A 13474-nucleotide genomic window follows, 5' to 3' on the forward strand; every position below is an offset into this window, starting at 1 on the left:
GGCAGCGACACTGATGCCCCGATTCGAATACGCTCCCGCTCCGGAGTCGCGCGCCGTCGTCGACATCGACTCCTCCTACGGCCTGTTCATCGACGGTGAGTTCACCCAGGGCTCCTCCGGGCAGGCGATGAAGACGGTCAACCCAGCCACCGAGGAGGTGCTCGCCGAGGTTGCGGTGGCCGACGAGGCGGACGTTGACCGTGCCATCAAGGCCGCCCGCAAGGCCCAGGAGAAGGTCTGGGGCCCGATGCCCGGATCCGAACGGGCCAAATATCTCTTCCGGATCGCCCGCCTGCTCGCCGAGCGAGCTCGGGAGTTCGCGGTGCTGGAGACACTCGACAACGGCAAGCCGATCCGCGAGTCACGCGATGTGGATGTGCCCACTGCCGCTGCACACTTCTTCTATTACGCCGGCTGGGCGGACAAGCTCGAGCACGCCGGATTCGGGTCGAACCCCACGCCACACGGCGTGGCCGCACAAGTGATCCCGTGGAACTTTCCCCTGCTGATGCTCGCGTGGAAGATCGCTCCCGCGCTGGCCGCCGGGAACACCGTGGTGCTCAAGCCGGCCGAGACCACGCCGCTCACCGCCCTGCTGTTCGCGGACCTGCTCCGGCAGGCCGACCTGCCCGCCGGGGTGGTGAACATCGTGACCGGCGCCGGGCCGACCGGCCAGACCCTGGTGACCCACCCGGGAGTGGACAAGGTGGCCTTCACTGGGAGCACCGCCGTCGGGCGGCAGATCGCCCGCCAGCTCGCCGGGACCCGCATCCCTGCCACCCTGGAGCTGGGGGGAAAGGCCGCGAACATCGTGTTCGACGATGCCGCCCTGGATCAGGCGATCGAGGGCATCGTGAACGGCATCTTCTTCAATCAGGGGCAGGTGTGCTGCGCCGGGTCCCGGCTGCTGGTGCAGGAGTCGATCGCCGATGAGCTCGTGGACCGGCTCAAGGACCGCTTGGGCACCCTCAGGGTGGGTGACCCGATGGACAAGAACACCGATGTGGGTGCAATCAACTCGGCCCGCCAGCTGGACCGGATCCGCGAACTCACCCAAGCCGGAGAGGACGAGGGTGCCACCCGCTGGACCAGCGACTGTGCGCTGCCCGAGACCGGCTGGTTCTTCGCGCCGACCGTGTTCACCGACGTCTCCGCCGCGCACCGGATCGCCCGGGAGGAAATCTTCGGGCCGGTGCTGAGCGTCCTGACGTTCCGCACCCCGGATGAGGCGGTGGCGAAGGCGAACAACACCCCGTATGGCCTCTCAGCAGGAATCTGGACCGAGAAGGGCTCGCGCATTCTCGCCATGGCGGACAAGCTCCGCGCCGGCGTGGTGTGGGCGAACACCTTCAACCGGTTCGACCCGACCAGCCCGTTCGGTGGGTACAAGGAGTCCGGGTACGGGCGCGAGGGTGGGCGCCACGGCCTTGGGCTGTATCTGAAGGAGTCGCGATGAGCACCACGACGGCGGCACGGGTAGACGTGCGCAAAACGTACAAGCTCTTCATCGGGGGGAAGTTCCCGCGCTCGGAGTCCGGGCGCACCTACGAGGTGTCCGACGCCAAGGGGCGCTTCGCGGCGAACGCCGCGCAAGCCTCCCGCAAGGACGCACGCGACGCGGTCCGAGCGGCCCGGGCTGCTCAGCCCGGGTGGGCCGGGGCGACGGCGTACAACCGTGGGCAGGTGTTGTACCGGGTGGCTGAGCTACTGGAGGGCCGCCGGGCACAGTTCGTCGCCGACGTGGCCGCCGGTGAGGGGCTCTCGGCGCGGCGGGCCGAGGACGCAGTGTCCGCGGTGATCGACCGGTGGGTCTGGTACGCGGGCTGGACGGACAAGGTGGCCCAGGTGGCGGGGAACGCCAACCCGGTGGCCGGTCCGTACTTCAACCTCTCCGTGCCCGAGCCCACCGGCGTGGTGGCCGCGCTGGCGCCGCAGAAGTCCTCGTTGCTCGGGCTGGTCTCGGTGCTCGCGCCGATTCTGGTGACCGGGAACGCCGCGGTGCTGGTGGCCTCGCAGGATCGGCCGCTGCCGGCGATCACGCTCAGTGAAGTGCTCGCCACCTCGGATGTGCCCGGCGGCGTGGTCAACGTGCTCACCGGGAAGACGGCGGAGCTCGCCACTCCCCTGGCTCGTCATATGGACGTCAACGCATTCGATCTGGCCGGCGCGGTCGGGGCTGCGGACCTGACCTGGGGCGAGGTGGAGGCGGACGCCGCCGAGAACCTCAAGCGCGTGCGGCGCCCGGCCAGGGACACTGAGCCGAACTGGAAGGACGAGCAGTCGCTGGCGGCGATCCTTGCGTTCACTGAGACGAAGACGGTGTGGCACCCGAAGGGGATGTGAGGCCCGGTTCCGGTGTGATTGCGATGCACTGAGTACGTCGACATCACATCGCATCGCGGCTCAGGCGTGCAGCCGCGCCAGGAACTCCCTCGTCCTCACCCGCTGCGGGTCCCCGAGCACCTGCGCCGGCGTCCCCGCCTCGTGCACGCGCCCCTCATGCAGGAAGCACACTTGATCGGCCACGTCCCGCGCGAAGGCCATCTCGTGGGTGGCGATCAGCATGGTCATCCCTTCATTGCGCAGTTCGGCGAGTAGCTCGAGCACCTCCCCCACCAGCTCGGGGTCGAGCGCCGAGGTCACCTCGTCCAGGAGCAACAACTCCGGTCCGTTCACCAGCGCCCGCGCGATCGCCGCCCGCTGCTGTTGACCGCCGGAGAGCTGGTCTGGATAGGCGCGCACCTTCTCCGCCAGGCCCACGCGGGTGAGCATCTCGACGGCGGCCGCTTCCGCCTCGGCCTTGTCGCGACCGTGCACGAGTCGCGGCGCTAGCGTCACGTTGTCGAGCACGCTCATGTGTCCGAACAGGTTGTAGGACTGAAACACCATGCCCATCCGGGCCCGGGCAGCGTCGGCATCCACCCACGGATCGGCCAGGTCCACTCCGCGCAGCTCGATGGAGCCGTCGTCAACATCCTCGAGCAGGTCGATTGCGCGTAGCAGCGTGGACTTACCCGAACCGGAGGCGCCGATCAGCACCACACACCCGTGCTCGGCCACCTCGAGGTCGAGGTCGTCCAGCACCACGTTCTCCCCGAACGCCTTACGCACGCCACTGACCCTCAGTAAGGGTTGCGCATCGCCGGCGGGGCGAGCGGACGCCGTCATCGGATCGCCCCCGCCGCACCGCGTGCGCCACGCCAGCCGCGGCGGGCGTTGAAGGCGTCCACGGCGCGAGTCAGCGGCACCGAGACCAGCAGGAAGAGAAACCCTGCGGCCACGTAGGGCGTGAAGTTGTAACTGCCGGTCACCGCGATCTCGGCCACTCGAATCGCGTCCACGGCCCCCAGCACCGAGATCAGCCCCGAGTCCTTCTGCAGCGCCACCACCATGTTCAGCAGCGCCGGCACCACGTTGCGCACGGCCTGTGGCACCACCACCCGCCGGGTGGTCTGCCCCCGGGTGAGGCCGAGCGCTCGAGCGGCTGCCACCTGCGAGGGGTGCACCGACTCGATCCCAGACCGGAAGATCTCCGACAGGTAGGCCGAGTACGTGAGCACCAGGGCGAGCGAACCCAGGAATGCGGCCTGGTTCGGAAGCCACGGCAAGCGCAACGCTGGGAGTCCGAATCCCACCAGCAGCAAGACCAGCAGCACCGGCACGCCACGGAAAATGTCCACGTAGACCACCACGGCCGCCCGCAACGGGAACAGAGCGGGCGTGGTGGTGGTGCGGGCGATCGCGAGCAGCAGTCCGAGCAGAATCGATAGCGCACCGGCGATGATCCACACGCGCAGGTTCAGCCACAGCCCCTCGGCGATCCCGGGGAGCACATCGGCGAACTCTCCCCGGTCGAAGAACGTCCCCTGGGCACGCTCCCACCCGGGTGAGGTGACCAGCACCCACCAGGCGAGCGCGGCCACGATCAGCGTGCTGGCGAAGGCCACGGCGAACGAACGCCGACGGCGGCCCGCACGGAACGCCGTCCGCTCGCGAGCGCGCTCGCTGGGCTCCCAGCCGCTCATCGACTCCTCAGACTGTCCACTCAGGTGGTCTACTCAGCCGGTTCAGCTGAGTTCTTCGATGCCCTCGGTCTTCAGCCACTCGGCGCTGAGGTCCTCGATGGTGCCGTCGGCCTCCAGCGCCTCCACCGCCTCGGAGACGCAACCGGTGAGCTCGGAGTCCTGGTCGAGGACGAAGCCGAGCTGGGAGGGCTCACCCTCCTCGGGGAGGGTCCCGACCACGGCAGAGTCCGGGAAGTACACGGTGGAGGCGGCCACGGCCTGGTTCACGTCCATCACGACGGCGTCGATCTGTCCGTTGGTCATCGCCTGCATGGCCTGGCCCGCATCGTCATAGGGGACCAGCTCAATTGCGTCGCCCCAGGCGGCCTCGGCGATCGGCATGGAGGTCTGCCCGGCGGTGACCCCGATGCGGGCGCCCTCGAAGTCAGCCAGGGCGGCCGCATCGGCGTAGTCGCCGCCCTCATCCACCACCACTCCCTGCGCCGTGGTGAGGTACGGGGAGGAGAAGTCCACCACTTCGGCGCGCTCGTCGGTGATGGTGGTCTGGTAGGCGGCGAAGTCGAACGGCTTGATCGCCGGGGCGACGATCTGCTCGAAAGTCACGTCCTCCCAGACCACGTCCTCCTCCGCGTAGCCCAGTTCCTCGGCCACGGCGTACACGAGGGCCGATTCGAAACCCTCGCCGGTGGTCTGGTCCTCGCCCACGTACCAGGGCTCGTACGGCACCGACGTGCCCACGGTGAGGACGCCGTCGGTGAGGGTGGGCAGATCCCCGGCGGTGCACTCGGCCCCGGCGGTGCCGTTGGCACCGTCAGAGGTGTCGGTGTCCGTGCTGCCGGCAGGGTCGGAGCACGCGGCAAGGGTGAGGCCGAGGGCTCCAACGATGATCAGGGCGCGTGTGCGCAAAGGGGTCTCCTCGAAGGTCGTGCCGCCGGGGTAGCGGCGCTTCTTTCGACGAGGGTATGCCATCGCCGGGGCCCCAGAGACCGAGCGGGTGAGGCGTCTCACCGTCGCCATACCCGCGATGCACGCGGGCGGACTTCTGGTCGCTTCTGGTCGCTGAAACGACCGCAACTCCGCCCCCGATGAACCACCCGCCACCGAAGTCCGCCCGGGGCGGTCTGAGGTCAGGCCATAAGTCCGCCCCGGGCGACGATGGGGGGCGGGGCCCGGGCGACGATAGGGGGCGGGGGCGGCGCCCGGGCGACGATAGGGGGCGGGGGCGGCCCCGCTCAGCCGCGCGCGGCCTCGAACCCGGGGATGATCTGCTCGGTCACCATCGCCTGCTTCACGTGGAATGGCGCGAATGCATTCCACGCCGCCTGCAGCGTGACCTCCTCCAGGTCGTCCAGGTCCCAGTCGGCTTCATCGACCAGGCGCTGCATCTCGTTGCTCATCGAGGTACCGGACATGAGCCGGTTGTCAGTGTTGATGGTGACGGCGAAGCCCAGGTCTCGTAACGTGCTCACCGGATGCTCGGCGATGGTGTCGGCGATACCGGTCTGCAGGTTGGAGCAGGGGCACACCTCGAGCGGGATCTGCCGGTCCAGCACCCAGGCGGCGACCTCACCGAAGGTGGCGTCGATCTGTTCGTCCTCGCGCTCGATCTGGATGTCCTCAATGATCCGCACTCCGTGCCCGAGCCGGAGCGCTCCGCACACCTGTAGGGCCTCCCAGATGCTCTCCACTCCCGCTGCCTCGCCGGCGTGCGCGGTGGAGGGCATGTTCGCCTCGCGAAGGGTACGGAACGCCGACAGCTGGCGAGAGGGTGGGAACCCGTCCTCCGGACCGGCAATGTCGAAGCCGACCGCCCCCGCGTCACGGTTCGCGATGGTCAGTGCCGCGATCTCATCGGCGTTCTCCGCCTGCCGCATGGCGGAGAGCAAGGTGCCCACCTCGACCCGGTGCCCCTCCTCGCCGGCGGTAGCAACGCCGTCGGCAATCCCGGCATGGACGGCATCGACCACCTGCTGCAGACTCAAGCCCTGGCGCTGGTGCTGCTCAGGCGCGTACCGAAGCTCGGCGTAGACCACACCGTCAGCGGCCAGATCGAGCACGGCCTCCTTGGCCACCCGGTGCAGGGCCTCCTCGGTCTGCATCACCGCCACAGTGTGCTCGAAGGTCTCCAGGTAGCGCACCAGTGAACCCGAGTTGGCGGCCTCAACGAACCAGGAGCCGAGCGCCTCTGGATCGGTACTGGGCAGGGTGTGGCCGATCTCGGCGGCGAGCTCGATCATGGTGGCGGGCCGGAGCCCGCCGTCGAGATGGTCGTGCAGCAGCACCTTGGGCAGGGCGGTGATCGTGTCCGGGGAGAGCGTCATACCCCGAGCCTAGCCCGCACTCGACCACCCTCGAGTGCCCGAGATCTCGGCTATATCTCACACCATGAGCGAGATGGGCCGCACTCGCGCAGGGAGGGGGAGTTAGCTGAACAGGTTCACCAGTGCGAGCAGCAGGCCCAGGCTGCCGAGCACCACCACGGAGATGCAGGTCATCTGCAGTACGGTCCACCGGGCCCGCGCGTGCGGGCCCCACTGGCGCAGGCTGCGCAGCACCAGAACGAGCAAGGCAAACGCCGTGAGTGCGGCGATCGCGGCGATCAGGGGATGCTCCAGCCGCTGAGCGGTGATCGAGACGACCAGCGTGCCCAGAGTCACCGAGAGCACCGTACGGTGCCAGGACAGCATCGTGCGCTGCGGCTGTGCGCCGGTATCGCCATCCAGCCCTGCGGTGGTCACCGGAGGGCTCACATGAGCACCTGGTAGACCGCGTAGCCGGCCATCAGCAGCGCAAAGACCGCCACTGCACCCACCAGCACCGGCAGGATCCGTGGTGCCGGCAGCGGGTCACCGAGCCGGAGTGCACGTTCGCGGCGGCGCCAGCCGGAGATCGCAGCCAGTGCCAGCACTCCCCCGGCGAGGCATGCCAGGGCCGCGATCACATCGAGCACCGCGTGGCCGTCGCCAAAGGAGGCCAGCGTTGTCAGCGCCACGCCACCGGCCACCAGCGTCAGACCGGTGCGCAACCAGGCCAGCGCCGTACGTTCGTTCGCCAGGGAGAACCGCACGTCAGGCTCGGTGCCGACCCCGTACACCGATTGTGGTCGCCTCGTCTCGCGCTCGGCCTCATCTGCAGCACCCGTGCCTTCGCCGGAGCCTGCCTCGACTCGATCGTCTTCGTCGTCGTACTCGGCCGGCTCCACGCCCAGCGCCTCCCTGGTCTCGCCCTCACACACCTACTCGATCGAGCACGATACCGTCACGGCCCGTGCGCGATCCCACGGGAGCAAGCTGCACCGCGCCGTCGAGCGCTTCCATCGCCCGCCCGAACCGTTCCGGGGTCTCCGTGTGCAGGGTCATCAGCGGCTCACCGGCACGGACGGCGCCGCCCGGTTTCGCGTGCAGTTCCACACCGGCGCCCGCCTGCACCGGATCTTCCTTGCGCGCCCTGCCCGCGCCGAGCCGCCATGCGGCGATCCCCACGGCCAACGCGTCCATCTCGACCACCACCCCATCGGCCGGGGCGAGCAGGTGCTCGGTGTGGCGGGCAGTCGGCAACGGGGCGTCTGGATCCCCACCCTGCGCGGCGATCATCGCGCGCCAGGAGTCCATCGCGCGCCCGTCCGCGAGCGCCGCCGCCGGGTCGGCGTCCGGGCGGCCCGCCGCATCAAGCATCTCCCGCGCCAGCGCGAGCGTCAGCTCCACCACGTCCGGGGGTCCACCGCCGGCGAGTACCTCCACGGACTCACGCACCTCCAGGGCGTTTCCGGCGGTCAGCCCGAGTGGGGTGGACATGTCGGTGAGCAACGCCGTCGTGCGCACTCCCGCGTCGGTTCCGAGCGACACCATTGTGCGGGCCAGCTCGCGTGCCTGGTCGAGTTCCTTCATGAACGCCCCCGAGCCGACCTTGACGTCCAGCACGAGCGCCCCGGTGCCCTCGGCGATCTTCTTGCTCATGATCGAGGAGGCGATCAGCGGAATCGACTCGACCGTGCCGGTCACGTCCCGCAGTGCGTACAGTTTGCGGTCCGCCGGTGCGAGCCCCGAACCTGCCTGGCAGATCACCGCACCCACCGAGTCGAGTTGGGCGAGCATCTCCTCGTTGGTGAGCGCGGCCCGCCACCCGGGGATCGCTTCCAGCTTGTCCAGTGTGCCGCCGGTGTGCCCGAGGCCACGGCCGGAGAGTTGCGGGACGGCCACGTCGAAGACGGCGACCAGTGGCGCGAGCGGCAGGGTGATCTTGTCCCCCACGCCGCCGGTGGAGTGCTTGTCCACGGTGGGGCGGGACAGGGCAGCGAAGTCCATCCGCTCCCCGGTGGCGATCATCGCCCGGGTCCAGTGCGCCACCTCGGTGTCGGTCATCCCGCGCAGCACGATCGCCATGGCGAGGGCGGCCATTTGTTCCTCAGCCACCGCACCGCGGGTGTAGGCGTCGATCACCCAGTCGATCTGACCGGCGCTGAGCGCGCCGCCGTCCCGCTTCGTGCGGATCACATCGACGGCATCATGATCGGAGGTCATGGCCTCACCTTAGGTGGTGCCGGGACCACCCGTGCTGGCTATCCTTGCCGGCCGGCGGCCAGGTCCTCGGGCCCGAACGCATCGGGGAGCACCTCGTTCATCGGCCGGATCCCGCGCGGGGTGTCCACCAGCAGTTCAGCTCCCCCGTGCTCCCAGAGCAACTGCCGGCACCGCCCACACGGCATGATGCGTTGCCCGCGCGAGTCGGTGCAGGTGAACGCCACCAGCCGGCCACCGCCGCCGGTGATCAGCGCCGACACGAGCGAGCATTCTGCGCACAAGGTCACCCCATACGCGGCGTTCTCCACGTTGCAGCCGGTGACGACGGCCCCTGAGTCCGTCAGCGCCGCCGCCCCCACCGGGTAACGCGAGTACGGCGCGTAGGCGCGCGTCATCACCTGCCGTGCGGCCTCCCGCAGCCCATCCCAGTCGACGGCGGCCCCTCCCTGATCACGCGAGGTCACCTCGCCAGGTGGCTCCGCCGTCATGAGGGGTAGGCCTTCCCGGCGCCCGCCGGCGGGCGCACCCGGCCCACCAGCCCGGCCACGGCGAAGATCGTGGCCAGGTAGGGCAGCATCGCGAGGATCTCGTACGGCACCGGCGAACCAATGTTGTTCAGCACCCGGTTCAGCGAGTCGGCGAAGCCGAACAACAGGGCCGCGGCGAGCGCACCGGTGGGGCTCCACCGGCCCAGGATCATCGCCGCGAGGGCGATGTACCCGCGCCCTTCGGTGACCTCCTTGGTGAACGCGAGCCCGGCGGCCACCATCGAGGCTCCGCCGAACCCAGCCACTGCGGACCCGAACACCACATTGCGGTACCGGGTGCGATTGACGTCGATGCCGACCGTGTCGGCGGCCTTCGGGTGCTCGCCCACGGCCCGCACCCGCAGGCCCCAGCGGCTGCGGAAGAGCCCGATGTGCAGCAGCACCACGGCCACGTACATCACATAGACGATGATGTTCTGGTTGAACAACGCCTGCCCGATCACCGGAATGTCGGCAAGCAGCGGGATCCGCAGGGAGGACAACTGTGGCGGGCTGTTCAGGCGGAGCGGATTGTCGCTGAGCACAGTGGAGAACAGATAGCTGGTCAAACCCAGCACCAGCACGTTCACCACCACACCGACGATGATCTGATCCACCCGGTACTTGATGGCGAAGACGGCAAGCAGCAGACCCACCAGCGCGCCGCCGATGGGTGCGGCGATCAGACCGATGTAGGGGTTCCCGGCCACAGTGGCCAGCACTGCCGTGAGGAACGCCCCGGCGAGCAGTTGACCCTCGATGGCGATGTTGATCACCCCGGAGCGCTCGCACAGCAGACCGGCGAAGGCGCCGAAGATCAACGGCAGAGCAGCCGTCATGGCCGTGCTGAGCAGGAACGGCAATGGCAGGCCGGAGGCGTTCCCGGCCACCGCCCAGATCAGGAAAGCGAGCACCAGGCATGCACCGAAGACCACCGGGATGGCGACGGAGCGGCGGCGGTTCTGCGTGGTCCAGAAGCTGAGCCCGGCCAGAGCGAAGGCCACCAGCACCAAGGCGAGCGCCGATCCTCGCGAGGAGATCACCAGATCCGGCAACTGCCAGTCGGCGCCACCCCCGGTCAATTCGATCTGGGACTGCAGGTGCGCGGGGGTGAACAACGCGAAACCGAACAGGGCGAGAACAGCGAGCGCCGCCATGATGATCGGCGTGCGCCACGAGATCGGTGTCAGCACACTCTGGCCGATCAGGTCGCGCTCAGCGGGAGCCGTCGTGGGTGCACTCATGAGGTCACCTCCTTGGCCTGAACACTGCGGCGCCGGGGCGTTCTGCCCGGCAGGTGGAACAGCGCGCGCACCAGCGGCGGCGCGGCGATGAACAGCACGATCACTGCCTGGATCACCAAGATGATGTCCACCGGGGTGTTGGCCTCGGTCTGCATCAGCGCGGCACCGGCACGTAGGGCGCCGAACAACATCGCCGAGGCGACGATGCCCCCGGGCCGGTTCCTGCCCAGCAGCGCCACGGTGATCGCATCGAATCCGATCGAGCCGGCGCTGGAGGCGCGGAAGGTCCCCTCCACCCCGAGGATCTGCATGGCACCGCCCGCTCCGGCGAGCATTCCGGCAGCCACCATCACCATCACGAACACCCGGTTCACGGAGATGCCGGCGGTCCTGGCGGCGTGGGCGTTCGCACCGACGGCCCGGAACTGGAAGCCAACCGTCGAACGCTCCATCAACCACCACACCCCCACCGCTGCCAGCAGCGCGAGCGGGAAGCCCCAGTGCAACAGCGACCAACCGCCGAGCAACGAGGGTAACTCAGCGGTGCCGAGCACGTGCGGGGCGATCGGCCGGTTGCCTTGGATCCGGTACACCGAGGTGGTGAGCAGGTAGGCCACCAGGTACGTGGCGATCCAGTTCAGCATGATCGTCACGATCACCTCGTTCGCTCCCGTCCGGGCCTTGAGGAAGCCGGCGATACCGGCCCACAACCCGGCCACCAGCACCGCCGCGGCGATCGCCAGGACCACGTGCAGCAGGCTCGGGCCGAACCCGGTTCCGCCCGGTGGGACGAAGGTGAAACCGATGAAGGACGCAGTCGCCGCGCCCATCAGCACCTGACCCTGGGCGCCGATGTTGAAAAGCCCGGACCGGAACCCGATCCCGATGCCGAGTGCGGCGAAGATCAGTGGGGTGGCCTCGACCATCGTCTTGGTCAGCGGAGCCACCGCCTGCCCGAGCGCGGCGGTGCTGATTCCCTGGCGCAGCACCGTGTAGTCGAGCACCGAACCACGGAACAGGGCCATGTAGGTGCCGGCCACGCTGTCCCACACCGCCGCCAGCATGTCCGCGGGTCGGCTGAAGAAGTACCCGGCGCTGGCGCGCACGTCGGCATCGGCCACGGCGATCAGGATCGAGCTGATCACCATCGCGGCGACGATGGCGAGCAGGGTGAGCAGCCAGTTGCCGGTGAGCATCTCGTGCCGGAAGGTGGCCCATCGGGCCTGTCCTTCACTCGGCCCGTCATCGACGGTGCGCGGGCGGGGCGCCGGGTCCGGCACCGTGGCCGACGGCGAGGCCGCGTCCCGCTCGGTCGTGGCGGAGTTCTGCTCGGCAGCCGCGGTGTCCTGCTCGGCAGCGCCGCCAGCCTCCTCGCCACGGCCCTCTGGCGTCTGTTGCCCGGCGCCCTCGTTCCTCACCTCGGCTCCTCGCCCTCTGCGTCGTGCATCGTCGTCGGGTGCTGGTGGGCCTCCTGGAGTGCTTCCTCAGGAGGACAGCCCGCCATCATCAGACCGAGTACGTCACGATCGGTGTCGGCGTCGACGATTCCGATGATGGCCCCGCGGTACATCACGGCGATCCGGTCGGCGAGCGACATCACCTCATCCAGCTCGGTGGAGACGATCATGACCGGTGTTCCGGCGTCACGCTCGGCCACAATCCGCTGATGCACGAACTCGATCGAGCCCACGTCCAGTCCGCGGGTGGGCTGGGAAGCGATGAGCAGACGCAGCGGGCGGGACATCTCCCGTGCCAGCACCACCTTCTGCTGATTCCCGCCGGAGAGCGTACTCACCGGATCGTCGATGGAGGTGGTGCGCACATCGAAGGCCTCCACGTACTCCGCCGCCTTCTCCCGCGCCACGCTGAGCTGCATCGCAGGACCCTTCGCGTAGGGCGGCTGCGCGAACTGGTCGAGCACGAAGTTCTCGATGATGGAGAAGGAGGCGATCAATCCGTCTTTGCTGCGGTCCTCGGGCACGAACCCGACGCCGGAACGCAGCACCTGGTCCACCGTCTTGCCGAGCAGTTCATCCTCGTCCAGGAGCACCGATCCGGCCGCAGCGCTGCGCAACCCCAGGATCGCCTCGGCGAGTTCGGACTGGCCATTGCCCTGCACGCCGGCCACGGCCAGCACCTCGCCGCCGCGAATGGTGAATGAGACGTCCCGCACCACATGGGTGCCGACGGCGTCCAGCACAGTGAGCCCGGTGACCTGCAGGGCCCGGTCATTGGTCTGCGGTGGGTCCTTCTGCACGCCGAGGGAGACCTCGCGGCCCACCATCAGCGAGGCGAGTTCGGCCTGGGAGTCGGTCGGCGCTGCACTGCCCACGACCTTTCCGCGGCGGATCACGGTGATCTCGTCGGCCACGGCTCGGACCTCACGCAACTTGTGCGTGATGAAGACGATCGAGGTACCGGAGTCGCGGAGCTGGCGCATGATCTCGATCAGCTCGTCAGTCTCCTGCGGGGTGAGCACCGCCGTGGGTTCATCCAGGATCAGCACTTTGGCGTCCCGCGAGAGTGCCTTGATGATCTCCACCCGCTGCTGCACGCCGACCGGGAGGTCCTCAACCTTCGCATCCGGATCCACATCGAAACCGAAGCGAGCCGAGATATCCCGCACCAGGGTACGCGCCTGCTCGATCCCGATGATGCCCAGCGGACCGGTGGGCTCATGGCCGAGCACCACATTCTCGGCCACGGTGAACACCGGCACGAGCATGAAGTGCTGGTGCACCATACCGATCCCTGCGGCCATCGCCTCACCTGGCCCGGCGAACTCGACCGGCTCACCATCGATGAGGATCTCGCCCTCGTCCGGCGCGTACAGCCCGTAGAGCACATTCATCATCGTGGACTTGCCGGCGCCGTTCTCCCCGAGGAGCGCGTGGATCCGGCCCGGTTCGAAGGTGAGGTCGATCCGGTCGTTGGCCACGAGGGACCCGAACCGCTTCGTGATACCGCGAAGCTCGAGCGTCATCTCGTCCCTCCCTCTCGTTCCGGCGCCATCGCTGGTCTGCCCGCACTGTAGTCCGCACACCACGGCCGGGGACATACAAGTCGGCATCCCGACGGCATGTTCCCGATGGCGGGCGTTCGTGATGGTGAGTGACCACGGCGGCCCGGGCGAGGTGATCGCCCGGGCCGCCGCTGCG

At 68.8% G+C, this 13474-nt stretch carries 13 protein-coding genes; 2 read left to right on the forward strand and 11 right to left on the reverse strand.

Going from position 1 to position 13474, the window contains the following annotated elements; all coding sequences use genetic code 11:
• The first annotated feature begins 13 nt into the window (after positions 1 to 13).
• On the forward strand, positions 14 to 1456 hold the full coding sequence (locus LQF10_RS14295) for an aldehyde dehydrogenase family protein (RefSeq protein ID WP_231064498.1): 1443 nt from the start codon (positions 14 to 16) through the stop codon (positions 1454 to 1456).
• Entirely contained in the window at positions 1453 to 2343 is an 891-nt protein-coding gene (locus LQF10_RS14300; protein WP_231064499.1) for an aldehyde dehydrogenase family protein, read from the forward strand. The genes LQF10_RS14295 and LQF10_RS14300 overlap by 4 nt, the downstream gene beginning before the upstream one ends.
• Before the next feature lie 60 nt (positions 2344 to 2403).
• Here LQF10_RS14300 and LQF10_RS14305 read toward each other — a convergent pair whose 3' ends face one another.
• The 11 genes from LQF10_RS14305 to LQF10_RS14355 form a co-directional block, all read right to left on the reverse strand.
• Positions 2404 to 3168, reverse strand: coding sequence for an amino acid ABC transporter ATP-binding protein (locus tag LQF10_RS14305; RefSeq protein ID WP_231064500.1), 765 nt, complete (start codon positions 3166 to 3168; stop codon positions 2404 to 2406).
• Positions 3165 to 4025: an amino acid ABC transporter permease gene (locus LQF10_RS14310; RefSeq protein ID WP_231064501.1), complete on the reverse strand. Its 861-nt coding sequence runs from the start codon at positions 4023 to 4025 to the stop codon at positions 3165 to 3167. Before LQF10_RS14310 ends, LQF10_RS14305 begins: the two co-directional genes overlap by 4 nt.
• Before the next feature lie 42 nt (positions 4026 to 4067).
• Positions 4068 to 4994, reverse strand: coding sequence for an ABC transporter substrate-binding protein (locus tag LQF10_RS14315; RefSeq protein WP_231064502.1), 927 nt, complete (start codon positions 4992 to 4994; stop codon positions 4068 to 4070).
• 263 nt (positions 4995 to 5257) lie between these two features.
• Positions 5258 to 6346, reverse strand: a complete 1089-nt coding sequence (locus tag LQF10_RS14320) for an adenosine deaminase (protein ID WP_231064503.1) — start codon at positions 6344 to 6346, stop codon at positions 5258 to 5260.
• Positions 6347 to 6448: 102 nt separating this feature from the next.
• Positions 6449 to 6763 (reverse strand): DUF202 domain-containing protein, encoded by a 315-nt coding sequence (locus tag LQF10_RS14325; RefSeq protein WP_231064504.1) that lies wholly within the window; start codon positions 6761 to 6763, stop codon positions 6449 to 6451.
• A gap of 8 nt (positions 6764 to 6771) precedes the next feature.
• Positions 6772 to 7260, reverse strand: a complete 489-nt coding sequence (locus tag LQF10_RS14330) for a YidH family protein (protein WP_231064505.1) — start codon at positions 7258 to 7260, stop codon at positions 6772 to 6774.
• Positions 7253 to 8545 (reverse strand): thymidine phosphorylase, encoded by a 1293-nt coding sequence (locus LQF10_RS14335; RefSeq protein ID WP_231064506.1) that lies wholly within the window; start codon positions 8543 to 8545, stop codon positions 7253 to 7255. Before LQF10_RS14335 ends, LQF10_RS14330 begins: the two co-directional genes overlap by 8 nt.
• Before the next feature lie 38 nt (positions 8546 to 8583).
• On the reverse strand, positions 8584 to 9033 hold the full coding sequence (locus LQF10_RS14340) for a cytidine deaminase (RefSeq protein WP_231064507.1): 450 nt from the start codon (positions 9031 to 9033) through the stop codon (positions 8584 to 8586).
• Positions 9030 to 10316, reverse strand: coding sequence for an ABC transporter permease (locus LQF10_RS14345; RefSeq protein ID WP_231064508.1), 1287 nt, complete (start codon positions 10314 to 10316; stop codon positions 9030 to 9032). Before LQF10_RS14345 ends, LQF10_RS14340 begins: the two co-directional genes overlap by 4 nt.
• Entirely contained in the window at positions 10313 to 11734 is a 1422-nt protein-coding gene (locus LQF10_RS14350; RefSeq protein WP_231064509.1) for an ABC transporter permease, read from the reverse strand. The genes LQF10_RS14345 and LQF10_RS14350 overlap by 4 nt, the downstream gene beginning before the upstream one ends.
• Positions 11731 to 13299 (reverse strand): ABC transporter ATP-binding protein, encoded by a 1569-nt coding sequence (locus LQF10_RS14355; RefSeq protein WP_231064510.1) that lies wholly within the window; start codon positions 13297 to 13299, stop codon positions 11731 to 11733. The genes LQF10_RS14350 and LQF10_RS14355 overlap by 4 nt, the downstream gene beginning before the upstream one ends.
• Positions 13300 to 13474 lie beyond the last annotated feature (175 nt).

Origin of the sequence: Ruania halotolerans (genome assembly GCF_021049285.1) — a bacterium.
Classification (GTDB): Bacteria; Actinomycetota; Actinomycetes; order Actinomycetales; family Beutenbergiaceae; genus Ruania; species Ruania halotolerans.